Annotated in this window: 19 protein-coding genes and 1 tRNA gene; 10 read left to right on the top strand and 10 right to left on the bottom strand. The window is 42.2% G+C overall.

What is annotated here, in order from left to right:
• Window positions 1-225: 225 nt before the first annotated feature.
• The 8 genes from H6A61_RS03420 (at window position 226) to H6A61_RS03385 (ending at window position 13,827) form a co-directional block, all read left to right on the top strand.
• A complete protein-coding gene (locus tag H6A61_RS03420) occupies window positions 226-1,332 on the top strand; it encodes an efflux RND transporter periplasmic adaptor subunit (RefSeq protein WP_204390977.1) in 1,107 nt (368 codons plus the stop codon).
• 41 nt (window positions 1,333-1,373) lie between these two features.
• Window positions 1,374-4,571: an efflux RND transporter permease subunit gene (locus H6A61_RS03415; RefSeq protein ID WP_204390975.1), complete on the top strand. Its 3,198-nt coding sequence runs from the start codon at window positions 1,374-1,376 to the stop codon at window positions 4,569-4,571.
• A gap of 18 nt (window positions 4,572-4,589) precedes the next feature.
• Window positions 4,590-5,954: a TolC family protein gene (locus H6A61_RS03410; protein ID WP_204390974.1), complete on the top strand. Its 1,365-nt coding sequence runs from the start codon at window positions 4,590-4,592 to the stop codon at window positions 5,952-5,954.
• A gap of 381 nt (window positions 5,955-6,335) precedes the next feature.
• A complete protein-coding gene (pckA, locus tag H6A61_RS03405; RefSeq protein WP_204390972.1) occupies window positions 6,336-7,940 on the top strand; it encodes a phosphoenolpyruvate carboxykinase (ATP) in 1,605 nt (534 codons plus the stop codon).
• Window positions 7,941-8,151: 211 nt separating this feature from the next.
• Complete coding sequence (locus tag H6A61_RS03400) at window positions 8,152-9,675, top strand: arylsulfatase (protein ID WP_204390970.1); 1,524 nt, start codon at window positions 8,152-8,154, stop codon at window positions 9,673-9,675.
• 96 nt (window positions 9,676-9,771) lie between these two features.
• Window positions 9,772-10,797 carry a Holliday junction branch migration DNA helicase RuvB gene (ruvB, locus tag H6A61_RS03395; RefSeq protein ID WP_204390968.1) on the top strand — a complete coding sequence of 342 codons (1,026 nt, stop codon included), beginning with the start codon at window positions 9,772-9,774 and terminating at the stop codon, window positions 10,795-10,797.
• A gap of 181 nt (window positions 10,798-10,978) precedes the next feature.
• Complete coding sequence (locus H6A61_RS03390; RefSeq protein ID WP_346342326.1) at window positions 10,979-12,460, top strand: oligosaccharide flippase family protein; 1,482 nt, start codon at window positions 10,979-10,981, stop codon at window positions 12,458-12,460.
• A gap of 2 nt (window positions 12,461-12,462) precedes the next feature.
• Window positions 12,463-13,827 carry a TIGR00341 family protein gene (locus tag H6A61_RS03385; protein ID WP_204390961.1) on the top strand — a complete coding sequence of 455 codons (1,365 nt, stop codon included), beginning with the start codon at window positions 12,463-12,465 and terminating at the stop codon, window positions 13,825-13,827.
• 61 nt (window positions 13,828-13,888) lie between these two features.
• On the opposite strand, the gene H6A61_RS03380 is transcribed toward H6A61_RS03385, so the two are convergent.
• From H6A61_RS03380 to H6A61_RS03365, 4 genes are read right to left on the bottom strand one after another with little or no spacing between them, the layout of a single operon-like run.
• Entirely contained in the window at window positions 13,889-15,787 is a 1,899-nt protein-coding gene (locus tag H6A61_RS03380) for a DEAD/DEAH box helicase (protein WP_154044830.1), read from the bottom strand.
• A gap of 15 nt (window positions 15,788-15,802) precedes the next feature.
• Window positions 15,803-16,726: a bifunctional riboflavin kinase/FAD synthetase gene (locus H6A61_RS03375; RefSeq protein WP_204390960.1), complete on the bottom strand. Its 924-nt coding sequence runs from the start codon at window positions 16,724-16,726 to the stop codon at window positions 15,803-15,805.
• A gap of 5 nt (window positions 16,727-16,731) precedes the next feature.
• Window positions 16,732-17,346: an HAD family hydrolase gene (locus H6A61_RS03370; protein WP_204390959.1), complete on the bottom strand. Its 615-nt coding sequence runs from the start codon at window positions 17,344-17,346 to the stop codon at window positions 16,732-16,734.
• A 49-nt stretch (window positions 17,347-17,395) separates the two neighbouring features.
• Window positions 17,396-20,026 carry a calcium-translocating P-type ATPase, PMCA-type gene (locus H6A61_RS03365; RefSeq protein ID WP_204390958.1) on the bottom strand — a complete coding sequence of 877 codons (2,631 nt, stop codon included), beginning with the start codon at window positions 20,024-20,026 and terminating at the stop codon, window positions 17,396-17,398.
• Window positions 20,027-20,365: 339 nt separating this feature from the next.
• Here H6A61_RS03365 and H6A61_RS03360 point away from each other — a divergent pair.
• Window positions 20,366-20,439 (top strand) — tRNA-Ile (locus H6A61_RS03360).
• A gap of 593 nt (window positions 20,440-21,032) precedes the next feature.
• Here the strand turns inward: H6A61_RS03360 and H6A61_RS03355 are convergent.
• From H6A61_RS03355 to H6A61_RS03345, 3 genes are all read right to left on the bottom strand, one after another.
• Window positions 21,033-21,515: a GNAT family N-acetyltransferase gene (locus H6A61_RS03355; RefSeq protein ID WP_204390954.1), complete on the bottom strand. Its 483-nt coding sequence runs from the start codon at window positions 21,513-21,515 to the stop codon at window positions 21,033-21,035.
• A 124-nt stretch (window positions 21,516-21,639) separates the two neighbouring features.
• The gene (locus tag H6A61_RS03350) at window positions 21,640-22,821 is read right to left on the bottom strand and encodes an MFS transporter (RefSeq protein WP_204391033.1); all 1,182 of its coding nucleotides are present in this window, start codon (window positions 22,819-22,821) and stop codon (window positions 21,640-21,642) included.
• Between the two features lie 15 nt (window positions 22,822-22,836).
• Window positions 22,837-23,163: a DMT family transporter gene (locus tag H6A61_RS03345; RefSeq protein ID WP_021928755.1), complete on the bottom strand. Its 327-nt coding sequence runs from the start codon at window positions 23,161-23,163 to the stop codon at window positions 22,837-22,839.
• Window positions 23,164-23,320: 157 nt separating this feature from the next.
• Between H6A61_RS03345 and H6A61_RS03340 the strand changes: the two genes are divergently transcribed.
• Entirely contained in the window at window positions 23,321-23,884 is a 564-nt protein-coding gene (locus tag H6A61_RS03340; protein ID WP_021928157.1) for a Crp/Fnr family transcriptional regulator, read from the top strand.
• A 286-nt stretch (window positions 23,885-24,170) separates the two neighbouring features.
• Here the strand turns inward: H6A61_RS03340 and H6A61_RS15910 are convergent, their stop codons facing one another.
• Genes H6A61_RS15910 through H6A61_RS03330 form a run of 3 tightly spaced genes read right to left on the bottom strand, consistent with a single transcriptional unit; the run spans window position 24,171 to window position 26,791 of the window.
• Window positions 24,171-25,031 carry a DUF6043 family protein gene (locus H6A61_RS15910; protein ID WP_239469087.1) on the bottom strand — a complete coding sequence of 287 codons (861 nt, stop codon included), beginning with the start codon at window positions 25,029-25,031 and terminating at the stop codon, window positions 24,171-24,173.
• On the bottom strand, window positions 25,028-25,477 hold the full coding sequence (locus H6A61_RS15905; protein ID WP_239469086.1) for a hypothetical protein: 450 nt from the start codon (window positions 25,475-25,477) through the stop codon (window positions 25,028-25,030). The genes H6A61_RS15910 and H6A61_RS15905 overlap by 4 nt, the downstream gene beginning before the upstream one ends.
• A gap of 21 nt (window positions 25,478-25,498) precedes the next feature.
• A complete protein-coding gene (locus tag H6A61_RS03330; RefSeq protein ID WP_007747646.1) occupies window positions 25,499-26,791 on the bottom strand; it encodes an ATP-binding protein in 1,293 nt (430 codons plus the stop codon).
• Window positions 26,792-26,841: the final 50 nt, after the last annotated feature.

Genomic DNA, 26,841 nt, shown 5'->3' with positions numbered 1-26,841 from the left:
AATAAAAATACATAGTAAAAATAGTATCTAAAATTGCAATTCTGTAATATATTGCGTTGTTTTTTTATTATTTATTCTTCGTTAAATAAAAAAAATTTAAGGTCTTAATAATTTATAAAGCGGACAGTGAGTTCCGTTTTTGAACAATTGTGCTGTAAAAAAGAAAATTAACGTTCTTCGCAATTAATTTAATTTTGCCACGAATTTTAAAGTAAAAAGATTTATATGGTAACAGTAAACAAAAAATGGTTGCAACTGATGGGAATAGTTGGTTGCGCAATTGGGTTCGCTTCGTGTGGACAAACTCAAAAAGGAGAAATGCAAACCGGTGGTTATGAAACAATGGTTGTGGCAAAAGCTGACAAAGTTGTAGAAACAAATTATTCGGCTACAATCCGCGGACGCCAGGATATCAATATCATGCCTCAGGTATCAGGTACAATACAGAAATTATGTGTAACAGAAGGTGAGAAGGTAAGAAAAGACCAGGTGCTTTTCATTATCGATCAGGTTCCTTACAAGGCTGCGCTTAATACTGCAGTAGCAAATGTGAAGTCGGCACAGGCTGCATTGGCTACTTCGGAATTGACTTATAACAGTAATAAGGAACTGTATGCTAAAAAGGTAGTATCGGAATTTACATTGCAAACTTCGGAAAATCAGTATTTGACAGCGAAAGCCCAATTGGCACAGGCAGAGGCGCAGGAAGTCAATGCCCGTAACGATTTGTCATACACTGAAGTGAAAAGTCCTAGCAATGGTGTGGTAGGTATGTTGCCATATCGTGTAGGTACATTGGTAAGTCCGTCTATGACACAGCCGTTGACTACCGTCTCTGATAACTCTGAAATGTATGTTTATTTTTCTATGACAGAAAATCAGGTACTCGGTATGGTTCGTGACTATGGTTCTATGGATGAGGCTATAGCTAAAATGCCGGAAATATCGCTTGAACTGAACGATGGTACTACATATTCAGAAAAAGGAAAGATTGAATCTGTCAGTGGAGTAATAGATACACAGACTGGTACAGTTGGGGTACGTGCCGTATTCCCTAACGAGAAAGGTTTGTTGTTGAGCGGTTCATCCGGCAAGGTGTTGATACCAAGTACATACAATGATTATATAATAATACCTCAGGAAGCTACAGTAAAACAACAAGATAAGATTTCAGTGTTTAGGGTTGTTGACGGCAAGGCTGTGACAACATTAATTAAGGTTGCCGCCTATAATGACGGACGCGAGTATATCGTACTCGAAGGTCTTAATCCAGGCGATGAAATAGTAGCTAAGGGAGCAGGTCTTCTTCGCGAAGGAACTCAGGTGAAATAAACAAACAGAGTTGATGTGACTTTAATTAATAAAGAATAACAATGAAAGGAAATATATTTATAAAACGACCGGTGATGGCTATTTCCATCTCCATCGTGATTTTGTTGGTGGGATTTATCTCACTCATATCGTTGCCGGTAGAACAGTATCCTGATATAGCTCCTCCTACAGTTGTGGTTGATGCTACATATACAGGAGCCAGTGCCGATGCGGTAATGAACAGTGTTATAATGCCTTTGGAAGAGAGTATAAACGGTGTGGAAAACATGATGTATATCACTTCTACCGCAACAAACTCCGGTTCGGCTACAATACAGGTCTATTTCAAGCAGGGTACAGATCCTGATATGGCTGCTGTCAACGTGCAGAACCGTGTATCAAAGGCGCAGGGATTGTTGCCGTCTGAAGTAACAAAAATCGGTGTCTCAACAGCAAAAAGACAGACAAGCTTCCTTCAGATTAACTCGTTGGTTAGCACCGACGGTAAATATGACGAGACATTCCTTGCCAATTATCTGGATATTAATGTCATACCGGAAATTAAACGTATCGAAGGTGTGGGTGATGCAACATTGCTTGGTGATACTTACAGTATGCGTATATGGCTTAATCCGGAACGTATGGCTCAGTATGGTCTGATTCCAGATGATGTTACTGCAGTGCTTGGTGAACAGAACATTGAAGCTCCTGCCGGTAATCTTGGCGAAAACTCTCCAAATGTATTTCAATATGCTTTGAAATATAAAGGACGTCTTAAATCGGTAGAACAGTTTGAGGATATTGTGATACGTTCAAATGATGACGGTTCTGTCCTTAGACTTAAAGATATTGCTAAGGTTGAACTAGGTCGTTTATCGTATAGTTTCCATGGTGAGGTAAATGACCGTCCTGGTGTGACTTTCCTTACTTTCCAGGTTGCAGGTGCCAATGCGACAGAAGTTAATGAAGCCATTACAAAACGACTGGAAGAAATGTCAGAGGCTCTTCCTCCTGGCGTAGAGTTCGTTCAGATGATGAGTTCGAATGACTTCCTTTATGCATCTATTCACAACGTTGTGGAAACACTTGTAATAGCAATCATACTTGTTATTCTTGTGGTTTACTTCTTCTTGCAGGATTTCAAGAGTACATTGATTCCTTCTATTTCAATCATTGTATCTCTTATCGGTACGTTTGCCTGTCTTGTTGCAGCAGGTTTCAGTATAAACATTCTTACTTTGTTTGCGCTTGTGCTTGCTATCGGTACCGTGGTGGATGATGCCATTGTGGTGGTGGAAGCTGTGCAGGAGAAATTCGATTCAGGCTACACTTCTCCATATCTGGCAACAAAAGATGCATTGAGTGATGTAACTATGGCCGTTATCTCATGTACATGTGTGTTTATGGCAGTGTTTATCCCTGTAACATTCATGGGAGGTACATCTGGTATATTCTATACTCAGTTTGGTATCACAATGGCTACATCAGTAGGTTTGTCCATGATTTGTGCCTTGGTTCTTTGCCCTGCCCTTTGTGCCATAATGATGAGACCGTCTGACGGACAGAAGAGTGCCAAAAGCTTTAACGGTCGTGTAAAGGCTGCATATAATGCTTCTTTCAATGCTACAATGAATAAATATAAGAAAGGAGTAATGTTTGCAATTCATCACAGATGGATAGTTTGGGCAGCACTCATCGAATCTGTAGTTTTGCTGGTATTCTTCATGAAGACTACCAAGACAGGTCTGGTTCCACAGGAAGACCAGGGAACAGTTATGGTAAATATCAGTACTTCTCCTGGTAGTACTCTTACTGAAACAGTCAAGGTATTGGAAAAGGTAAAAGATATTCTGGAGAATACTCCTGAGGTTGATAACTACAGTGCCACATCAGGTTATGGTCTTATCTCTGGTCAGGGAACTTCTTATGCATCATGTATCGTCGATCTTAAACCATGGGATGAACGTAAGGGAGCGGAACATTCTGCCGATGCCGTTCTTGCACGACTGAATGCACAGTTTGCTCAAATAAAGGAAGCCCAGATTTTCTGCTTCCAGACTGGTATGATTCCTGGTTACGGTATGGGTAACTCTGTAGAACTGTATATGCAGGATAAGACCGGAGGTGATATGTCTGTCTTCTTCGGACATGTCATGAATTTCCTTGGAGCTTTGAACCAGCGTCCTGAGGTAGCTATGGCATATACTTCTTACGCCATGAACTTCCCACAGATAGCTGTTGATATAGATGCTGCTAAATGTAAGCGTGCAGGAATATCTCCATCGGATGTTCTTTCTGCATTGGGTAGCTATTGCGGTGGATCCTATGTATCAAACTTCAATGAATTCGGTAAGGTATATCGTGTAATGCTTCAGGCATCACCTGAATATCGTCTTGACGAACAGTCCCTTAATAATATGTATGTACGTAACGGCTCTGAGATGGCTCCTTTAGGTCAGTTTGTTACATTGAGGAATGTAATGGGAGCTGAAGTTGCAAAACGATTCAACCTTTACAGTTCTATAAATGTAAATGTTAACGCACAGGCAGGATATTCAACAGGTGAAGTACAGAACGCAATCAAAGAGGTTGCCGCTCAGACTCTTCCTACCGGATATGGATATGAATATGGTGGTATTGCCCGTGAGGAATCACAGAGTGGAGGTTCACAGACAGTGTTCATATATATAATATGTGTAGTCCTTATATATCTTATCCTTTCATGTCTGTATGAAAGCTTCCTTGTACCGTTGGCAGTTATCTTCTCAGTACCATTTGGTTTGATGGGTAGTTTCTTGTTTGCCAAGTTGTTCGGTTTGGAAAACAATATCTATCTTCAGACAGGTGTTATCATGTTGATTGGTTTGCTGTCAAAGACAGCCATTCTGATTACGGAATATGCGTTGGAGCGCCGTCGTAGAGGAATGGGTATTATAGAATCTGCTTATTCTGCAGCTCAAGCCCGTTTGCGTCCTATCCTGATGACTGTATTGACAATGATTTTCGGTATGATCCCGCTTATGTTTGCAACCGGTGCCGGAGCTAACGGTAACAGTTCATTGGGTACAGGTGTTGTCGGTGGTATGCTTATCGGTACTTTGGCTCTTCTTTTTGTGGTTCCTGTGTTCTATATAACATTCGAGTATCTTCAGGAGAAAATCCGTAAACCTATGCAGGTAGAAGGAGATGCACAGTTTAAATTAGAGCATGAACGTAGCCTTGAAGAGAGAAGTGCTTTCAAGAATGATGAACAGGTATAATCATTAAAAGAATAACACATGAAGAAATTTATAATACTTACTACTACAGCTGCAATGTTAAGCAGCTGTGGTATATATACAAAATATAAACCTGCAGAAACAGTTCCTGACAGCCTGTACGGAGAAAAGGTAGAGGTTGCGGATACGCTGAATTTCGGCAATTCCGACTGGAAAGAGGTTTTCACAGATCCTCATCTGCAGACCTTGATAGAGCAGGCATTGCAGAATAATACCGATTATCAGTCTGCGCAATTGAGAATAGAAGAGTCGAAAGCTACTCTCCTTGCTTCTAAGCTTGCTTTCCTGCCGTCATTCGCTTTGGCTCCGCAGGGAACAATCAGCAGCTTTGATGGTCAGAAAGCCACAAAATCATATCAGCTTCCTGTTACAGCAAGTTGGGAACTTGATATCTTCGGACGTATGCGCAATTCCAAGAAACAGGCTCAGGCATTATATGCACAAAGCATTGATTATAAGCAGGCTGTACGTTCGCAACTGATAGCAAGTGTAGCCAATACATATTATACACTTCTTATGCTTGACGAACAATTGGCGTTGTCGCAGGAGACAGAAACTGCATGGAAAGAAACGGTAGATGCTGCACGTGCGCTTATGGATGCCGGACAATATAATGAAGCAGGTGTTTCACAGATGGAAGCTACATATTATAGTGTGCAGACGTCTGTAATTGACCTGAAAGAACAGATTAACCAGACATTGAACAGTATGGCACTGCTTCTGGCAGAAACTCCACGCGATTATGAACGTGGAAAATTAGCGGATCAGAAGATGCCTGAGGATTTGTCTGTTGGTGTGCCATTGCAAATGTTGTCAAACCGTCCTGACGTCCGTTCGGCGGAACGTTCTCTTGAGGCTGCATTCTATGTTACCAACCAGGCACGTTCGGCTTTCTATCCTTCAATAGTGCTTAGCGGAACTGCCGGATGGACAAATCTTGCAGGATCGATTATTGTTAATCCTGCCAAGTTTATTGCCAATGCTGTGGGACAGCTCACTTTACCTCTGTTCAACCGTGGACAGAATATAGCACAACTCCGTATAGCAAAGGCTCAGCAGGAAGAGGCCAGTCTGAATTTCCAGCAGACATTGTTGAATGCCGGAGCCGAGGTGAACGATGCACTTACAGCATATCAGTCATGCAAGTCGAAAACCGAGCTTTATCAGAAACAGGTAAAGGCTTTGGAAAAGACTGTAATGAGCACCTCACTGCTTATGGAATACGGAACAACAAACTATCTTGAGGTATTGACTGCGCGTCAGTCATTGCTCAATGCACAACTCACACAAGTATCTAACCGCTTTATGGAGATACAGAGTGTGATAAGTCTCTACCAGGCTCTAGGAGGAGGAAGGGGAGAATGAAATTCCGGAAACACACACAATCATTTCATATAAAATTAACTGTTATCATTATCTAGTGTGATAATTAGATGATTGGGGCTGCCTGGGGAGTGATCTTCGGGCAGTCTTCTTTTTGTATGAGATGTATTGCAGAAAAAGCCAAATCGTTTTAAATCAAATGCCAAGGCGTTTTGCGAAGGCTTCTTAATGCCTGAATTCTAGTCCTTAAACTATGTTTTGCAACATATACCTTGCAAATGTGTTACACAAGTATAAATATTTCATTATTACGGATTTTTTTCTCTAATTATTAATTGCATTCAAATAAAATGTTGTATTTTTGTGTCGCCAAAAAGGAAATAAATATATCTAAAATAATAACCAATTAAATTCATTAGAACAATGGCAAATTTAGATCTTACCAAATACGGTATCCAGGGTACCGTAGAAATCTTGCACAATCCTTCATACGAAGTATTGTTCGCTGAAGAAACAAAAGCTGGTTTGGAAGGCTATGAAAAAGGTCAGGTAACTGAACTTGGTGCAGTGAACGTTATGACTGGTATCTACACTGGTCGTTCTCCTAAAGATAAATTCTTGGTAAAAGACGCTACAAGTGAAAACACTGTATGGTGGACTTCAGAAGAATATAAAAACGACAACAAGCCTGTAACTACAGAAGCTTGGAATGTATTGAAAGAACTTGCTGCTAAAGAATTGTCAAACAAGAAACTTTATGTAGTTGATGGTTTCTGCGGTGCTAACGAAGCTACTCGCTTGAAAGTTCGTTTCATCATGGAAGTTGCATGGCAGGCTCACTTCGTAACTAACATGTTCATCCGCCCAACAGCTGAAGAACTTGAATCATTCGAACCTGACTTCATCGTTTACAACGCTTCTAAGGCTAAAGTTGAAAACTACAAAGAACTTGGCTTGAACTCTGAAACAGCAGTTGTATTCAACCTTACTACTAAGGAACAGGTTATCCTTAACACTTGGTATGGTGGTGAAATGAAGAAAGGTATGTTCTCTATGATGAACTACTTCAACCCACTTCGTGGTATCGCTTCTATGCACTGTTCAGCTAACACAGATAAAGAAGGCAAGAGCTCAGCTATCTTCTTCGGTCTGTCTGGTACAGGTAAGACAACTTTGTCAACTGACCCTAAACGTCTGTTGATTGGTGATGACGAACACGGATGGGATAACGAAGGTGTATTCAACTACGAAGGTGGTTGCTACGCTAAGGTTATCAACCTTGATAAGGAATCAGAGCCAGATATCTACAATGCTATCAAACGTGACGCTTTGTTGGAAAACGTAACTGTTGACGCTAACGGTAAGATAGACTTCGCTGATAAGAGCGTAACTGAAAACACTCGTGTTTCTTACCCTATCTATCACATCAACAACATCGTTAAACCGGTTTCTAAAGGTCCTCACGCTAAACAAGTTATCTTCTTGTCAGCTGATGCGTTCGGTGTATTGCCTCCAGTATCAATCTTGAACGAGGAACAGGCTCAGTACTACTTCCTGTCAGGATTTACTGCTAAGTTGGCTGGTACAGAACGTGGTATCACTGAACCAACTCCTACATTCTCTGCTTGTTTCGGTGCTGCATTCTTGTCATTGCACCCAACAAAATATGCTGAAGAATTGGTTAAGAAGATGAAGATGACAGGTGCTAAGGCTTACTTGGTTAACACTGGCTGGAACGGAACTGGCAAACGTATCTCTATCCGTGATACTCGTGGTATCATCGATGCTATCCTTGACGGTTCTATCGAAAAAGCTCCAACTAAGACTATCCCTTACTTCAACTTTGTCGTTCCTACTGAATTGCCGGGTGTTGATCCTAAGATTCTTGACCCACGTGACACTTACGACTGCGCTTGCAAGTGGGAAGAAAAAGCTAAAGACTTGGCTGGACGTTTCATCAAGAACTTCGCTAAGTTTACAGGTAACGAAGCTGGTAAGGCTCTTGTTGCTGCTGGTCCAAAGTTGTAATTTAATACTACAACATATAACAAAAAGCTGTCTCAGAAATGGGGCAGCTTTTTTTGTTTTAAGCGGTATGTAATAAAAAATTTTCAGTTTGTCTTCTTCTGAAAAGTCTTATTCCGGAAAATATTCCTATATTAGCGTCTGGTTATTATATTTTGTAAAACTAGACTTATAACTTAATTTTTAAAGGTTTAACCTCAAAATTCAAAGTATTATGATTAAGAACATAGTGATTTGTGCAGGAGTATTTGCGACTGGTGTGTGTCAAGTTCAAGCCGCTAAAAAAACAGAGAGACCTAATATCATTTTCATCTTATGCGACGATATGGGATATGGCGATTTGGGATGCTATGGCCAGAAATATATCAATACACCTAATATTGACCGTATGGCGCAAGAAGGAATGCGCTTTACACAGGCCTATGCCGGTAGCCCAGTGAGTGCGCCGTCGCGTGCTACGATAATGACAGGACAGCATTCCGGACATACACACGTGCGTGGAAATAAGGAATATTGGAAAAATGTTCCTACCATGAAGTATGGCGACAATGATGAATATACAGTCGTAGGTCAGGAGCCATATGATCCTGCTCATATCATTCTTCCTGAAATAATGAAAAAAAACGGATATACCACGGGTATGTTCGGTAAGTGGGCAGGAGGATATGAAGGCTCGTGCTCTACTCCAGACAAGCGTGGAATAGATGAATATTATGGATTCATATGTCAGTTCCAGGCACATCTTTATTATCCTAATTTCCTAAACCGTTACAGTAAGTCGATGGGAGATACGGCAACAGTACGTATTATAATGGATGAAAACATTAAATATCCGATGTATGGCGACGACTATAAGAAACGTCCACAATATTCTGCAGATATGATTCATCGTGAGGCTCTTAAGTGGATTGATTCGCAAGACGGAAGTACTCCTTTCTATGGTTTCTTTACATACACATTACCTCATGCAGAGTTGGCTCAGCCAAATGATTCCATTTTGAAGTCATATAAGAAAAAGTTTTTCCACGACAAGACTTGGGGCGGTGAAGAAGGCAGCAGATACAATCCTGCAGTACATACTCATGCTGAGTTTGCCGGAATGATAACCCGTTTGGATGAATACGTGGGTGAGATATTGGCGAAGCTGAAAGAGAAAGGTTTTGATGAAAATACCATAGTAATATTCAGTAGCGATAACGGTCCTCATGAAGAGGGTGGTGCAGATCCGGAGTTTTTCGGCCGTGACGGAAAATTGCGAGGCTTGAAACGCCAGTGTTATGAAGGTGGAATAAGAATTCCTTTTATTGTGCGTTGGCCTGGTAAAGTTGAGGCTGGAACAGTGAACGATCATCAGTTGGCTTTCTATGATATTATGCCTACTTTCTGCGAACTGGTTGGCGATAAGAAATTCCCTAAAAAGTATTTAAATAAGAAACTTGACGGTGACTGTTTTGACGGTATATCGTTTGCTCCTACTTTGATGGGAAATGATGAAATGCAGAAGAAACATGACTATCTGTATTGGGAATTCCATGAAACAGACCAGATGGCAGTACGTATGGGCGACTGGAAGTTGGTCGTAAAGAAAGGCAAACCTCATCTATATGATTTATCAACTGATATTCATGAGGATAATGATATTTCTGCAAATCATCCTGATATTGTACAGAAGATGATTGATATAATCAAGAAAGAGCATAGAGACAGTGAATACTTTAAGATAACGCTGCCGTTATAAAGCAATGACGCACTTTCTGTTTATCCTATTTTGGCTTAAATATGTTCTTTTCATGATTTTCTTTTGTAATTTTGCATTTGTATTTTACAATATTATATGGAAGATCAGTTTGATATAAGAGATTATAAGCCTACGGGAAAGGAACGCGATTTTGAGAACGCCCTCCGTCCGCTACAATTTGAGGATTTCAGCGGACAGGACAAGGTTGTTGATAATCTGCGTATCTTCGTGAAGGCTGCAAGGCTCAGGGCTGAGGCTCTGGATCATGTGCTGCTTCACGGACCTCCGGGATTGGGAAAGACTACATTGAGTAATATCATAGCAAACGAGCTTGGAGTAGGTTTCAAGGTTACTTCAGGGCCTGTACTTGACAAACCGGGTGATTTGGCCGGAGTGCTGACCAGTCTGGAACCTAATGATGTGTTGTTTATCGATGAGATACACCGTCTGAGTCCGGTAGTAGAGGAGTTCCTGTATTCCGCTATGGAGGACTATCGTATAGACATAATGATAGACAAGGGACCGTCGGCACGAAGCATACAGCTAGATTTGAATCCTTTTACTCTAGTAGGAGCAACTACACGCAGTGGATTGCTTACTGCACCGCTCAGAGCCAGATTCGGTATAAATCTTCATTTGGAGTATTACGATGAGAATGTTCTGTCGCGCATAGTTATGCGTTCGGCCGGAATTCTCGGAGTGACATGCGATGTTGAGGCTGCAGGTGAGATTGCGTCAAGAAGCCGTGGAACTCCACGTATAGCAAATGCCTTGCTCCGACGAGTACGTGATTTTGCCCAGGTGAAAGGAGACGGGCATATTGATTTGAAAATAGCCAAATATGCTCTTGAAGCTCTGAACATCGACCGCTATGGACTCGATGAGATAGACAACAAGATTCTTTGTACTATTATCGACAAGTTCAAGGGTGGTCCTGTAGGGCTTACTACCATTGCCACTGCTTTGGGTGAAGACCCCGGTACATTGGAGGAGGTGTATGAGCCTTTCCTTATAAAGGAAGGTTTCCTGAAACGCACTCCTCGTGGTCGTGAAGTTACAGAATTGGCATATAAACATCTTGGAAGGAGCATCTGGCAGCAGGAGAAAACGCTTTTTGATTGAATACTAATTTAGTTGACAAGTTAACGAGTTGACGAGTTGACAAGGTTCTCCGTCCGGATGAATTGAAAATCGACGGAGTCAACCAAAGGTCAGCGAAGCCAAAGCCTGGTCAACTCGTAACTGAAGCCTGATCAACTCTTTCTAATTATTAATTATTAATTTTTAATTCTTAATTCCCAACGTGTCATTAGTTAAAGATACAGCAATTTACGGACTGAGCAGTATAGTAGGACGTTTCCTCAACTATCTGCTCGTTCCGCTATATACGGCAGTCCTTTCGGCAGAGTCGGGAGGCTACGGTGTAGTGTCGAATGTTTATGCTTATACGGCACTTATACTTGTGTTCCTTACTTTCGGTATGGAGACAGGCTTTTTTCGTTTTGCAAACAAGTCGGAAGAGGACCCTGTAAAGGTTTTCTCTAATACATCCCTTTTTGTGGGAGGACTATCGTTGCTTTTTGTTATTCTTGGCTTGATATTTCTGGAGCCTATATCGCAATTCCTTGAATATCCCGACCATAAGGATTATGTGGGGATGATGATGGTGGTAGTGGCTCTCGATTCGTTTCTTTGTATTCCTTTCGCATGGCTCAGATATAAGAAAAGGCCTATAAAATTTGCGTCAATAAAGCTTTTCAATATCATTGGCAATATAGTTCTGAATCTCTTCTTCCTTCTTCTTTGTCCATGGCTGAACGAACATGCACCTTCATTGGTCTCATGGTTCTATAATCCTGATTATCTGGTGGGCTACATATTCGTGTCGAATCTGATAATGTCGGCGGCACAGATGCTCTTCTTTATTCCGGAACTGAGACAGCTGACTTTAAAACCTGACTTCGAACTTCAGAAACGTATGTTAAGCTATTCGTTCCCGATACTTATATTCGGGGTAGTGGGAATATTGAACCAGACTGTTGACAAGATGATATATCCTTTCCTTTATGACGACCGTCAGGAAGGACTTGTACAACTGGGTATATATAGTGCCACAAGTAAGGTAGCAATGATTATGGCTATGTTTACCCAGGCTTTCAGATATGCATACGAGCCTTTCGTGTTTGGCAACAGCAATAAGAAGGACAGCACATCATCCTACGCAGGAGCTATGAAGTATTTCTTTATCTTCTCTCTTTTGGCATTTCTGGCTGTGATGTTCTATATGGATATTCTGAAATATATGGTAGCTCCGGACTATTGGGAAGGCCTTAGTGTGGTTGCCATAGTAATGGGAGCTGAAATATTGAAAGGTATTTATTTCAATCTTTCTTTTTGGTATAAGCTGATTGACGAGACACGCTGGGGAGCATATTTCTCTCTTATAGGATGTGCGGTGATACTTATACTTAATATCTGGCTGGTTCCTAAGTACGGATATCTGGCTTCGGCATGGGCATCGGTGGCAGGCTATGGACTTATCACTGTTCTGTCGTATTTCATAGGTCAGAAGAAATATCCTGTGGCTTATCCTATAAAGGATATGTTCGTCTATTTGGTGTTTGCGGCAGTGCTTTATGTAGCATCAATATACATTTATCCTGAAAATACAGTGTTGCGTATTGCTTTCCGTACATTATTACTTGTGCTGTTTGTTGCATATATCATAAAAAAAGACTTACCTTTGAGAAGTATCCCTGTTATTAACCGATTTATAAAGAAATAATTATGGAACTTAACAACAGAAAGAAGTACCTGATAAGAAAGTTTTACGATGACTATCTGGACTTGAACAAAAGTATGGAGGATGAGCAACTCACGGTTGAGAGCATCCGCAATGGAGTGGAATTCCGTGGAGCAAACTTGTGGATTCTTGTGTTTGCCACTTTTATTGCCTCTCTCGGACTGAATGTCAATTCTACTGCCGTAATCATCGGTGCCATGCTGATTTCTCCGCTTATGGGGCCTATTATGGGTGTGGGACTTGCTATCGGTATCAACGATTTCGAACTTATGAAGCGCTCTCTGAAGAGTTATTTCATAGCTACTGTGTTCAGTGTCACTACCGCCACAATATATTTTGCATTCACTCCGCTTGATGAAGTGCAATCGGAATTGTTGGCACGTACTTCGCCTACCATCTATGACGTATTCATAGCCCTGGTCGGTGGTCTTGCTGGTATAGTGGCTGTGGCTACAAAGGAGAAAGGTAATGTCATACCTGGTGTGGCTATCGCTACAGCATTGATGCCGCCACTCTGTACTGCCGGATTCGGATTGGCAACCGGCAATCTGCTTTATTTCTTGGGAGCTTTCTATCTCTATTTCATCAACTCCGTGTTCATAAGCCTTGCCACTTTCCTGGGAGTACGGTTTATGAAATTCAAGCACAAGGAGTTTGTGGATAAAAATCGTGAGAAACTGGTTCGTAAATATATTATAACCATAACTTTAGTGACAATGTGTCCTGCGATATATCTTACATACGGTATCGTTAAGGAAACATTCTATCACAGTGCTGCAAACAATTACATATCTGAGGAACTCCAGTTCCCTAATTCACAAATCCTCAGTAGGGAAATATCTTATTCCAAACGTGAGATTAAGGTGGTGATGGTCGGCAATGAGGTGTCCGAAAGCCAGATAGCCGCTGCCGAGCAGAAGCTTGAAAAGTACAACCTCGGAAAAACTAAGCTTGTAGTATTCCAAGGAGTGAATAATGGCGATATGGACATAAGTAATATTAAGTCGATGGTGATGGAGGACTTCTACAAGAAGAGTGAACAGAAGCTTGCTGCACAACAGCATGAAATAGATTCCCTGAAAACACAGTTGGAGCTCTATACCCGTAGCGGACAGGCTGACAGCAGATTGGCAGGAGAGATGAAAGCTTTGTTCGGTGGAGGTATCAAGTCCGTTGCACTGTCGCGCAGTATCCGTTTGGAACTTGACAGTCTCAAGCCTGACACTCTTACATTTGCTATATTGCAATGTGCCAAGAAACCATCTGCTGCTGATAAGAAACGTATGGCAGACTGGCTCAAGACACGTACCAATGCAAAGAAGCTTGAACTTATTGTAATGGAAAAATAAATAAAAAACGAAATGCGCAACTTTCAAGGCTGCGCATTTCGTTTTTTTACTAGTATGTGATTTATTTCTTCTTTTTCTTCTTTCCCATTCCGGCATCATCAAATCCCGGATTTGAAGAGTTATTGTCATGCACGAAGAACTGTTTCCAGTCATCCTTATGCTTTGGTCCGCGAGCTGAAGTATATCCGCGTTCCTCGCGGCTTGGCTTATCCTTCTTTGAAGCCTTCTTTTCTTTTGCAGGAGTTTCCTTTGTGGTTTTCTCTTTTGAAGAACCGGAATTGCGCTTCTTGCCGCTCTTATCACTTTTGCCGTTGTTCTCTCCGGCTATTTCCACTATAATTCTCTTACCTTTTAAAACAACTTTGTTAAGAGCTTTCATAACGATGTCAGCCTGCTGTTCTGCCACTTCGAAGAATGAGAAGTTCTGCATCAGGTCAATGCGTCCTATCTGTATGCGCTCTTTCTTTGTGTTGCGGTTAATCAGTTCTATGACCTGATTTGCATAGAAACCGTCAGTTTTACCCATGTTGAGGAATAGACGTGCATATCCCTTTTCTGCTTTGCGGGCTGTCTTTTCCTTGTCGCTTCCGCGATCCTTACGGGGCTTGTCCGACTTATCTTTCTCGTTTGCCTTAGGCTGTTCTATTTCAGGTGCATTGCGGTAGTATTCCAGGAAGCGGTTGAACTCCATTGATACTACGCGCTTGATAAGGTCTTCCTTGCTCAGCCATTCGAACTTGCGGTAGATGCCAGGGAGGAATGCTTCGATATCTTCCTCGTTCACCTTAACTTTTTCTATATCGTCTATAACCTTGATGAGCTGTTGTTCGCAAATCTCCTTTCCGGCTGGGAGTGTGCCTATCGTGAATTTCTTGTTGATGATACGTTCTATCTCACGCATCTTTCCCTTCTCGCGCATATTGATTATGGCGATAGAGATACCTGTCTTTCCTGCACGTCCTGTACGTCCGCTTCGGTGTGTATAGCTTTCTGTATCGTCAGGCAGGGCATAGTTGATAACGTGAGTAAGGTCGTTCACGTCAAGTCCGCGTGCTGCCACGTCAGTAGCTACAAGAAGCTGCAGATGACGCTGGCGGAATTTCTGCATCACGAGGTCACGTTGGGCCTGACTCAGTTCGCCGTGAAGAGAGTCGGCACTGTATCCGTCCTGTATCAGCTTGTCGGCTATCTCTTGAGTCTCTATTCGTGTACGGCAGAAGATGATACCGTATATCTGAGGATAGTAGTCCACGATACGTTTCAGCGCGAGATACTTGTCCTTTGCGTGTACGATATATGCTATATGGTTTACGTTCTTGCTGCCTTCGTTCTTTGTTCCTATGGTTATTTCTTTTGCGTTATGCAGGTAAGTCTTCGCAATGCGCGAGATTTCAGGACTCATTGTGGCAGAGAACATCAGAGTGTTACGGTCTTCAGGCACTTTTTCCAGTATGGCATTGATACTTTCGGTGAATCCCATGTTGAGCATCTCGTCGGCTTCGTCCATCACTACGTCTCTGATAGTTTCAAGGCGGGCCACTTTGCGCTCCATAAGGTCGATGAGTCGTCCCGGAGTAGCTACTATGATATGCACACCTTTTTTTAGGCTTCTGATTTGGCTTTCTATGGATGAACCTCCATAGACAGGTAATATCTTAAGATCTGAAATATATTTTGAATAGTCAGTAAGGTCACCTGCTATCTGCAGGCACAGTTCTCGTGTAGGGCAGAGCACCAGTGCTTGCGGTACACATTCATCAAGATTAATTTTCTGTATCAGCGGCAGACCAAATGCGGCTGTTTTTCCGGTTCCGGTTTGTGCCAGAGCCACTACGTCATTTCCGTTTCCTAATAAATACGGTATAACTTCTTCCTGTACGGGCATAGGATACTCATATCCCATTTCTTCTATCGCCCTGCGTATTTCTTCGGAAACGCCTAATTCTTCGAATGTCTTCATTTGTTGTTATTAAAATTATTCTATTTTTGATATTATCGTTTTGTCTTTTTCAAGTTGTTCTATCAACTCTTCCATTGAGGTAAACTTTATCTCCTGTCTTATTCTGCTGATAAACTCAATCATTAAAGGATGATGATATATATCACCGCTGAAGTCGATTATATGTACTTCGATGCTTACGTTACTGCCATTGTTCAGGGTAGGGCGGTTGCCTATGTTCAGCATCCCTTTGTAAACTGTATTGTCTATTGGTACGCGTACTGCATAAACTCCGTTCTCCGGTATTAGTTTTTCCGGACATGAAGGAATGATATTTGCAGTAGGGAAGCCGATTTTCCGTCCTATCTTGTGTCCGTCAGTCACTGTACCGTCAATATAGTAGTTATATCCCAGGAAGCGGTTTGCCGTAACCACATCACCACATTTAAGTAGCTTTCTTATGGCAGATGAACTGATGAAAGTATCTGTGATGTCACATTTCAGAGGTTCGGCTTTTATTACAGACATACCAAGTTCCTGTCCGTAGCGGCAATAATCCTCGAAAGTCTCTGTGCGGTTGTGTCCGAAACGGTGGTCATAGCCTATAACCAGTGCACGTACATTGTATCTGTTGTGCAGTAGCTCCATGAACTCGCGTGCCGTAAGTTGCGAAAGTTCTTTAGTGAAAGGGAGGACTATGCAGTAATCGGAATCAAGAGAACTGATAAGTGAAGTTTTTTGTGCAGGACACGATAAGAGTTCCGGCATATAGTCTGCCTGCATAACCTGGCGTGGATGTATAGGAAAGGTGATAAGGGCACTTTTCAGACCTTTTTCATCGGCTATGTCGCGAACCTGTTTTACCAGATAGCGGTGTCCGGTGTGTACTCCGTCGAAGCATCCTATTGTTGCCGCGCATGGCTTTATGTCAGTTTTATCGTATTCTTCTATAAACTTCATTTTTATTATTTGAAAATCAGTGAGAGATCATCTCCCGGAATGTAATGTACGGTATTTATACCTACCGATTGTGCTGCGTCGCAGTTCAGTTTTGAGTCGTCTATAAACATGGTTTCTTCTGCCTTGAGTCCTGCTTCTGACAGTGCTTTCAGATAAATTGCAGTGTCCGGTTTGGCAAGGTGCATTTCATGCGAGAGGAATACTTTCTTGAAGAAATCATTAATACCCAATCCTTTGTAGCTGAATACTTTCGGTGCTACATTATCCCAATGAATTGCATTAGTGTTGCTAAGTATATACAGATTGTATTTATCCTTCAGTCTGTAAAGCAGTTCAAGTTTCTCTTCCGGAATACTGTCTATCATGGTGTTCCATATACGGTCGATTTCCTCATCTGATATATCTTTGCCTGCTCTACGGCGCAACTCATTGCGCGCATCGTCATCAGATATATTGCCAAGTTCGTATTCAAGGAAGAATCCTGTCTTGTGAGTGCCGGTTATTTCTTTATCCTCGAAACAGATTCCGGCTGCTTTGCATTCGGCTAGAAATCTGTCCAAGGTGACGTCGATAAGAACGCCACCCCAGTCAAATATTATATTTTTGATTTTTGAATTCATATTTTAAAACCTTGTTAACTTGTCAACTTGTTAACTGAAACCTTCTCAGCTATCCTTTAGAGCTCATTCTCTTGATACCTCTCCAGATTTCGCCAATCCAAAGTACAATAGAAGTTCCGCCTATAATATAAACCCAATCCATCAGCGGAAGAGCCTCGGTACGGAACACTTTGCCACCGAAGGTAACGATAATGAACTGACCTACAAGAATTATCAGTGCCACACTGAGCATACCTAGTGCATGACCTGCATCCTTGAAGATAGAATGGTTTGTCCCGAATACACTGGCATTGAACAGATTCCAAAACTGAAGCATCACGAACACTGTGAAGAATATTGTCAGGTTATGGACATCCATACCAGTGGCAGAATTGTTCATGTATGCCATAAGTCCCATCAGTACGATAAGGAAGCAGATACCTGTACCGAAGATATTCTTCTGCATAGCTTTGCTGATGATGAAATCTGTACGCTTACGAGGCTTTTCGTTCATTACGTCCATACTTGGAGAAATTGAAGCCAAAGCCATGGCGGCGAAAGTATCCATAATCAGGTTCACCCAAAGCATCTGTGTAACGGTTAGCGGTAGGGCAGAACCGAAGAATGCTCCAAGGAGGACACTCAGCAATGCTACTACGTTGATAGTAAGCTGGAACACGATGAAACGCTGTATGTTCTTGTAGAGCGAACGTCCCCACATCACGGCTGTAGCTATACTGTGGAACGAATCGTCGAGCAGAGTGATGTCGCTGGCCTCTTTAGCTACGGATGTACCTGTACCCATTGACAGACCAACCTGGGCATGGTTGAGGGCAGGAGCATCATTTGTACCGTCGCCTGTAACTGCCACTACCGCACCTTTCTGCTGTAGCAACTGTACCAGGCGCTGTTTGTCCATAGGACGCGCACGGCTCATCACCTTTATGTCAAGAACTCTTTCAAGAGCTTCTTCATCGCTTAATGCGGCAAAATCTGTACCTGTGATACGATTACGTTCGGTGTCGTTTTCAGTCCACAAACCAATCTGACGGGCAATTTCGGTAGCTGTTCCCGGAGTATCACCGGTTACAATCTTCACACCGATACCTGCCGACTGGCATTTCTTGACAGCGTCAGGCACGTCAGGACGTATAGGGTCGCTTATTGCGAATATTCCGAGGAATGTCATGCCGCCTTCAGCCACAAGCTCAGCACAATCTTCCGATTTTCCTTCAGGGATGATTCTGTATGCAAGTCCCAGAGTACGCATAGCCTTGTTCTGATATGCAAGGAGTTGCTCGTTGTATGCCTTGATTTTATCGTCGCTCAATGAACATTTCGACATTACAATTTCAGGAGCACCTTTTATATACAGAACACGTTTGTTCATTACAGGCGAATCAACGAGTGTGGCCATATATTTTCTCTCTGTAGAGAAAGTAAGCTGGTTTACTGTATGGGCATTTTCACGCAGTGAGATATAGTTGGCACCCTTTCCGTTGAGCCACAAGAGCAGGGCAACTTCTGTAGGATTACCCACACCCGACGGCTTTTCTCCTTCGGCCTTCTCTTCAAGGAAAGCGGTAGAGTTTACGGCAATGCTTTCTGCCACAAGTTCTGGATTTGACTCATCTACCTGAGCTTCGTGTACCTGCATCAGATTTTGAGTCAGAGTACCTGTCTTATCTGTACAAATCACAGTGATGGCACCCATAGTTTCGCATGCATGCATCTTGCGCACAAGGTTGTTGGTCTTCAGCATTCGGCGCATATTCAGCGCAAGGCTCAGTGTCACACTCATAGGAAGTCCTTCAGGCACAGCCACAACAATCAGCGTTACAGCCATCATGAAGTATTTCAATACAATCTGAGCTACCTCAAGCCACTGTTCCCATGTCTCAACTGTATTGGCAGTGAAATATGCATAAAGGTCTTTACCTGTGAAAATCACGAAAGTAAGTATGGCGATAGTGAAACCTACCTTACCAATCAGGTTGGCTAGCTTCTCCAACTGTATGTTTAGCGGAGTCTTTTCGTCGCTCTGTTCTGTTGACTGACGAGCAACCTTACCGATTTCTGTAGCGTCACCCACACGGTCAACCCTCATCGTTCCGTGTCCGTCCGTAACTGTAGTACCGCGCATTACGGCATTCGACGGATATGTAGCCTCATCATCAAAATGTTCAGGGTCGGTAGTCTTGTTTACCATAAGCTCCCCTGTAAGGTTAGCTTCGTTCACCTGCAGTGAAACAGCTTCTACCAGCGTTCCGTCGGCAGGAATCTCATCGCCGGTATTCAGAATCACTATATCTCCGACTACGATTTCCTTTCTTGGAATCTCTTTTACCTTTCCGTTTCGTATAACGGTGACAGGGGTTTCCTCGCCTACAGCATTCAGAAGGTCGAACTTCTTGTTGGCATCATATTCAAAGTAGAATCCGATACCCGTAGCCAGGAAAATAGCGAAGAAGATACCTATAGTTTCGGCATATTCATTCTCTATAATCGATATGATAAGTGAAAAAACGGCAGCCACCAGAAGAACTCTGATGACAGGGTCTTGGAATTTTTCAAGATAAAGTTTCCAGATAGATGGACGTTTTGGAGGAGTAAGCAAGTTTTCCCCATATTTCTGACGGCTGGCAATAACCTCCTGGTCAGTAAGTCCGTTCAGATGATTTTCATTCATTTTCTGTGACATGTCTTTAATTTTTAATCGATTAATCGGTGCAAAAATACAATAATATCTCCGAAGTTACGGTGTCATGGGATGTAAAACTTCTTAATAGAGTATATATGAACTATTTTCATTTATATAAATTACGTATGCTTAGATGGAAATTATTGCTTTTCGCTTTTTTATGCCTTTTAAAAAACATGCACACGTTTAAAAATATTCATATCCTTGTGCCATATTACGCTGTTTTAAGATTATAAAATGACTGTCTAAAATAAAAAGTTCCATTTTTTTTCTTCAAATGTTTGCAGAATAAAAAATAAACACTACCTTTGCATCACAATCGAAAATAAAACGATTATCGGACTTGTAGCTCAGTTGGTTAGAGCAACAGACTCATAATCTGGAGGTCCCAGGTTCAAGCCCTGGCTGGTCCACGTTAAGAATCAAGCACTTACGAGAAATCGCAAGTGCTTTTTCTTTTATACAGTGACCTTCAGGTGACCTTTTTGAAGCGAAACTCTGTAATAGTGACCTTCTGTAATTCCATGAAATTACAGAGAGTTTTTATAGATTTTTAAATAGAGAGAGTGGCTAAATCTGGCTTTTTAATAAATCGCTGCGATTATTCGTGTAAGGGATAAGATAAGACCGCAATAACTTGTCGAGGAATTATTTCGTAAATCTGTATAAGAAATATACCTACCTGAAATCAAAAGAGTTAGAAGAATTACCTCGTTTTGGGGTAATGAGTTGGTAACCGTTCCAATTGCCGTAGTCTGCATCGCTTTGCTTGTTCGGGTAACTCTTACGGATGCAAAAGTACGAAAAATATTCCGACTGGAATAATCATTCCCAATATTCTTTCAGCTGATTGGCATCCACTCTTATGCCGTTTGAGGTTTAAGGCAAATTGCAAACAAGGAAGCCACGGTAAAAGCAACTCTTATCCATAACAAATGAATGCATTGCATTTCCTCAGAGGTTTAGGTTGTCATGCGGGAAGCTATGTGTCAGTCGGTTAAAACCTTCAACATGAATATACTGGTTGCCGTATGCCCGGAATCTCCGAGTTGACCATCCAACAGCTGAAATCCCCGTTCCTTATACATATCAATGGCTTTACCAAACGAAGGGAATGTTTTATATACAGGCTGGTATAGCCCGCTTCCTTTGCACGGCGGACAATCAAATCAAGAATCATGCCTCCCAATCCTTTTTCTCGGACAGCAGGCGATAAATAATACTTGACTATTTCAGCACACTTGCCGGGCAAGCCTTTGGTGGGATAGAAGCCACAGCCTCCTTGAATCTCTCCGCCGTAATCAATCACCCAATATTCTGTATTTACATTTTCAACCGACTGACTGATGCAGTCCGTGACAGGGTCATCATACACCATGCCTGTACGCGACACACCAAATTCATCAATAACACATCGTATCAGACGAGCCATTTGAGCATTATCCGTTTCCTTGATTGGACGGATGATAAAACCATCTTTTGTCTCCATATTGTTATCAGTTTATTTCCTATTCCTACAAAGATTCTCTTTGTTTTCGGGCAATGAATCTGTAGCCATTCCATTTACCGTGGTCTGCATTACTATATTCAGGCTGAATATTTGACATCCACACTTATGCTGTTTTAGAGTTGAAGCAATTAACAAGCAAGGAGGCTACGGTAAAAGCGATTCCTACTCCTACCACACCCGTCCATCCACAATGTTGCCAAAACAGACCTGAAACGAATGTTCCGGCAGAACCGCCCAAGAAGTAAATGGTCATATAAACGGTATTGACCCGGTTGATGGCGGATGCATCGAGGGCGACCACGCTGGTCTGATTGGACAGATGGATGCATTGCATTCCTGCATCAATCAACAGGATAGCGACTATCATCCACACATAGCTGGAATTCCCCCAAAATGCCAAGAACCATGCAGCCAATACCACACATCCTCCGACAATAGAGAAAAACCTTGCGCCATACTTTTGGATATAGCCGCTGATGAAAACCACCGTGGATGCACCTGCCAGTCCGCACAAACCGAGTGCGCCGATAATATCGTCACTCGCGAAGAAAGGCTCTTGCTTCATTCGGAAAGCAAGACAACTCCATAAAGCGAAGAACGAGCCATAAGCCAACGCCGCCCTCAAAGAAGCGATACGCAAGTACGGATATTGGGATAACAGGTGCAACAGGGATTTCATCAGACCCGCATAATTTTCACGTGAACGAACAGGCAACGCGGGCAACATCTTGTGAATCATCAGGAAGCATCCGAACATGAAAAAGCAAGCCACAAAATAGACGGAACGCCATCCCCACATATCAGCCAGGAAACCACTTAACACCCGTGAGCCAAGAATGCCTATGAGCAGACAGGACTGTATAATCCCCACGTTGCGTACCTTGTGTGCTGGTGCTGAATGGAAAGACACCAACGGGATGAAGAACTGCGGCATAACCGAAGATGCTCCGGCAAGCAAGGATGCGCCCCACACCCAATAGATGTTAGGGGCAAGTGCTATGGCAAGCAATGCGCACGATGAAATGATATAATTGGTCAATATCAGCTGCTTTCGTGAAACCAAATCGCCAAGCGGAATGACAAACACAAGTCCGACTACATAACCTATCTGGGTCAATGTCGCAACCATGCTGGCAGAAAAGTCGCTTACCCCAAAATCCTTTGCCATGCTGCCCAACAAAGGCTGGTTGTAGTAGCAGTTGGCAACGGAAAGCCCGGTAGCGACTGCCATCAGAGCCAGCAGAGGTGCCGGAATGCCGTGGTTTTCTCTCAATTCATATTTCATCATTTATTCCTCCTTTCAGTATGACACAACTTTCAATCCAATCAAGGAGGCAATGAGCGTGAACAGGAAGAAAAGACGTATGGGAGTGGCCGGCTCTTTGAAAACGAATATCCCAATCAAGACCGTGCCGACCGCTCCGATACCCGTCCAAATGGCGTATGCTGTGCCCAAAGGCAAAGTCTGAACCGCTTTGGCAAGTAATGCCATACTCAATACCGTGGAAGCCAAGAAACCGCTTCCCCACAGATAAAAACCAATACCTGATGCCTCTCTCGTTTTTCCCAAGCAGAATGTAAGGCTTACCTCAAACAATCCTGCCAAAAATAAAATTATCCAATTCATACCTATGATTTATTAAATTCGGGTGCAAAAGTAAGCAAGTAATTTCTAACCGTTTTTTACATTTGGTAAAAACGGATTTTGCATTTGACAAAAAAACAGCCGTTAGCAGCTGTTTCTGTGCGCTATTTTATAATTTTGTACCACAACAAAATGACTTATGGATATAAAGGAAATCATCAACCAGAGATATGCCATGCCGGATGCGTCTTTGGACAAGTTGCGGCAATGCCTGACGGAAGTCTCATACCCAAAAGGATTCCAAGTGTTGGAATATGGCAAGATAGAAAAAGACATCTTTTTCATCAAGAAAGGCATTGTCCGCGCCTATACTTCGGTAGAGGGGAAAGAAATTACCTTTTGGGTCGGCAAGGAAGGGGCGACTATTGTTTCCATGAAAGGATATGTGAATGACGAACCGGGGTATGAAACAATGGAGCTGATGGAAAATTCTGTCTTATATGTATTGGAAAGGAAAAAACTGAAAGAGTTATTCTTGAAGGATTTGCACATAGCCAATTGGGGACGGCGTTATGCGGAAATGGAACTGCTTGCTGCCGAGGAACGGCTGATTTCCATGTTGTCAGCCGTCGCCTCGGAACGGTATCACGAGTTGTTGGAGAAAGAGCCTGATTTGTTACAGCGGTTGCCGTTGGGAAGTATCGCCACCTATTTAGGCATCACGCAGGCAAGTCTGAGCAGGATTAGGGCACAAATAAAGTGACGTTTATCTTTTATTCCAGCTGGAAGGAATGGATGCAAAACCTTGAAAGAGAAGCAACCTACGTATTTATAAATTTGTAGAGGACAACATGATGGAAATAAAAAAGATTAATCACGATTTTTCAGTGTGCAAAGTAGCGGATTATTCGCTTGTAAACTTAAATGCGGAATACTGTTTCATCGGGAAAACAGATGAAGAAAAATCCTTGGTATGCATTACCGGCGATGTTCCGGCCAATGTCACTCAACGTGATGATGGGTGGAAAGGTTTTCGTATTCAAGGGATTTTAGATTTTTCTTTGATTGGCACTATAAAGAGCTTCTGCCCAATCAAAACCAGATTTGAATCCAAGGGCTGGGAACCTCTCCAAAATGGCAGTATGAAAAGTTCGGTAATTGTAAGAATCATTAAGCAAGCCGCCATTAGTCAACGCAGCAAAAATATAGGCAAGAACGGAGTCTGTAGCATTCGTTTCCATCCATTCGGTGAGTATTGTCTCTATCCCATTGGTAAGAAGTTCCGCATAAGGTTGTATAAGCATTTCTTCAAGCAGGACACAGACTTGCTTGCGTCCACGGCGACCTTTAGACTCCTGCAAGGTGGAACTGACTACCTCTTTTGCCCCACCATTTTTACCCATAGCTTTCCATGCCCCTTTGGTATAAGCCGCTTTGTCAAAACTGGTAAGCATTAAAGAGCGTATAAATTGCCCACCAAAACCTTTCTGCCAGACAGACGAGTTTTCTCCCATCATTGTTTTGGAGAGTAAATCTCCCATCTTCACAAAACCATCGTCAAATATCATCCAGTAGAACGTACTACACATGAAAGGATTGTTATGCAGGAGTTTTTGTTTCGTAACCTCTTGATTAAATGTAGAAGCAAACAAGGCTGTCAGTTTCTCATGGACTTGCTGGTAATTGCTTCCAAATTGAGCTTTATTGTAGCTTTCAGTCCCAGGACAAAGGCTTTCAAGTAATTCTGTAATGCCCTTAATCCCATTGAGAGACAGCATTTCTACCAAGTAAGACATGCCTTTAAGAATGAAAGTCATATCACCTTCGTATGCTTTGGCAAAAAGATTTGTAAATTCTTGATAGTCTCCGGGGTGTTCATAGTGCCAGCGACGCAGGCTGAGCGAATTCAAATCCTTGTTAACTGCTTCTTGAGTTTCACGTTTCTTATCCTCCCAATAGGCATGAATGCCTTCTTTAATGTATTTTGCATCCTCTGATTGCTCACAAATTTGCTCATGGCATATTCTATTTCCTTAAACCCATTGTCCAATTCCAAATAGCAATACAAGCAGCAGGCAGACACATTCCCATCTTTTATGGCATTGGAGAATTTGTCAATCAACTCATCGGTAGTAACCCCTTCTTCTGTGGTCATTATCTCCAGGATTATGCTTTGTAACTTGTTTGTCTCATCATCTATCTGTTTACTGTAGTTATCGCACAACAGGTTCTTTAAGATTGATTGAATCTTACTCTTAAAGTCTGTATAGATTTCTCGATTCGCTTCAAGCCATTCCTGCATTTCCGATTGACTGGGATAGTTATCATGGTGAAGTTCCTTCATATCATCATCCATATAAACAGTTTTGCTAAATGGTTAATCTTTGAGACATGCCAAAGGAATCACTTTAACTCCATCAGGACGAGAGTATGCCATTGTTCCACCCGTCATCACAATAAGCAAGTCCGGCTCCCGAATAGGCACCTGCTTCTCCGTTTTGTTGTGCTCCTGTATAAGCCTTTTGAGTTCGAGTAAGTGTTTAGCTCCTTCATCAATTTCGCTACTACCAAGTTTGCACTCAATGAGAGCATAACGTCCATCTTCCAAATGCAGCACTATGTCCGCTTCCAAGTCGTATCGGTCATGGTAGTAAGATACATGACTGTTCAAATCAATGGTGTACGCCTTTAGGTCACGAATACACATCTGCTCAAAGATAAATCCAAACGTCCTAAGCTGCATACTTAATGATTCGGGAGATAGTCCCAAAAGGGCAATCGGTATAGAAGGGTCACAGAAGCATCGTTTTACACTGCTTCTGATAGCGGTCTTGCTTCTTATAGCAGGACACCATGCACTTATGTTCTGGATAACAAATAGTTTTTCTAAAGCCGAAACATAATCATCAAATGTATCTACGTGACAACTTACTTCGCCAGACGAGGTTACATCATCTAAAAGAGATTTTTTCTTGACCAATGTCGAAACATTCCTGGCATAAGCCCGAAGTATCATGCTGGTCAGTTTGGCATCTCTTTTCTTTCCATCAATACCGGAAACGTCGTCAGAACAAATGGTTTGAACATAGTTCTTTGCCACAAGTAATTGAGCTTTTGGAGTACGAGCCAACAAAGAAGCCGGCCATCCACCTCGGGATGCGGCAAAGATTAGGTCTTCGACTGTCATCTTAGACATTTTACCGTCAATATCATAATCAGGATTGTTGAAAAGTTCTTTCAATGAAACTTCGCCCGTAGATTCTTGCGACTCCCACAAGCTCATAGGCAACATACGCAGCCGGGCAATACGACCAGCTCCGGAATGATGTATTTGAGATTTGTCAACAGCATTGGAACCAGTGAGTATAAATTGTCCGGGAATTTGGCGGTCATCAACAGTTGTTCGTACCGCATCCCACAACATTGGAGCATCTTGCCACTCATCAATAAGACGAGGTGTATCTCCTTTTAACAGAATGGACGGCTTAGTTTTAGCTGTGGCTAAATACTCCTCACGCATACTTGGGTCTTGCATTCTCAAGATGCTATTGGCAAGTTGAGATGCCGTAGTGGTTTTACCGCACCATTTGGGACCTTCTATCAATACTGCCCCAAATGCATCCAGTAAATCTTGCAGCAGGGCATCGGCTGTTCTTTTATAATAATTCATATAATATATTTTTCAATGGCAAAGATACACATTTTCTGCGAATTGTATTG

Origin of the sequence: Bacteroides caecigallinarum (assembly GCF_016901995.1) — a bacterium.
Classification (GTDB): domain Bacteria; phylum Bacteroidota; class Bacteroidia; order Bacteroidales; family Bacteroidaceae; genus Phocaeicola; species Phocaeicola cellulolyticus.
This window is presented reverse-complemented; position numbering and strand designations above follow the sequence as displayed.

Coding starts and splice junctions, on each gene's coding strand:
- H6A61_RS03420 (WP_204390977.1), top strand. CDS start 226: ATGGTAACAGTAAACAAAAAATGGTTGCAACTGATGGGAATAGTTGGT.
- H6A61_RS03415 (WP_204390975.1), top strand. CDS start 1,374: ATGAAAGGAAATATATTTATAAAACGACCGGTGATGGCTATTTCCATC.
- H6A61_RS03410 (WP_204390974.1), top strand. CDS start 4,590: ATGAAGAAATTTATAATACTTACTACTACAGCTGCAATGTTAAGCAGC.
- pckA (WP_204390972.1), top strand. CDS start 6,336: ATGGCAAATTTAGATCTTACCAAATACGGTATCCAGGGTACCGTAGAA.
- H6A61_RS03400 (WP_204390970.1), top strand. CDS start 8,152: ATGATTAAGAACATAGTGATTTGTGCAGGAGTATTTGCGACTGGTGTG.
- ruvB (WP_204390968.1), top strand. CDS start 9,772: ATGGAAGATCAGTTTGATATAAGAGATTATAAGCCTACGGGAAAGGAA.
- H6A61_RS03385 (WP_204390961.1), top strand. CDS start 12,463: ATGGAACTTAACAACAGAAAGAAGTACCTGATAAGAAAGTTTTACGAT.
- H6A61_RS03380 (WP_154044830.1), bottom strand. CDS start 15,787: ATGAAGACATTCGAAGAATTAGGCGTTTCCGAAGAAATACGCAGGGCG.
- H6A61_RS03375 (WP_204390960.1), bottom strand. CDS start 16,726: ATGAAGTTTATAGAAGAATACGATAAAACTGACATAAAGCCATGCGCG.
- H6A61_RS03370 (WP_204390959.1), bottom strand. CDS start 17,346: ATGAATTCAAAAATCAAAAATATAATATTTGACTGGGGTGGCGTTCTT.
- H6A61_RS03365 (WP_204390958.1), bottom strand. CDS start 20,026: ATGTCACAGAAAATGAATGAAAATCATCTGAACGGACTTACTGACCAG.
- H6A61_RS03355 (WP_204390954.1), bottom strand. CDS start 21,515: ATGGAGACAAAAGATGGTTTTATCATCCGTCCAATCAAGGAAACGGAT.
- H6A61_RS03350 (WP_204391033.1), bottom strand. CDS start 22,821: ATGAAATATGAATTGAGAGAAAACCACGGCATTCCGGCACCTCTGCTG.
- H6A61_RS03345 (WP_021928755.1), bottom strand. CDS start 23,163: ATGAATTGGATAATTTTATTTTTGGCAGGATTGTTTGAGGTAAGCCTT.
- H6A61_RS03340 (WP_021928157.1), top strand. CDS start 23,321: ATGGATATAAAGGAAATCATCAACCAGAGATATGCCATGCCGGATGCG.
- H6A61_RS15905 (WP_239469086.1), bottom strand. CDS start 25,477: ATGGATGATGATATGAAGGAACTTCACCATGATAACTATCCCAGTCAA.
- H6A61_RS03330 (WP_007747646.1), bottom strand. CDS start 26,791: ATGAATTATTATAAAAGAACAGCCGATGCCCTGCTGCAAGATTTACTG.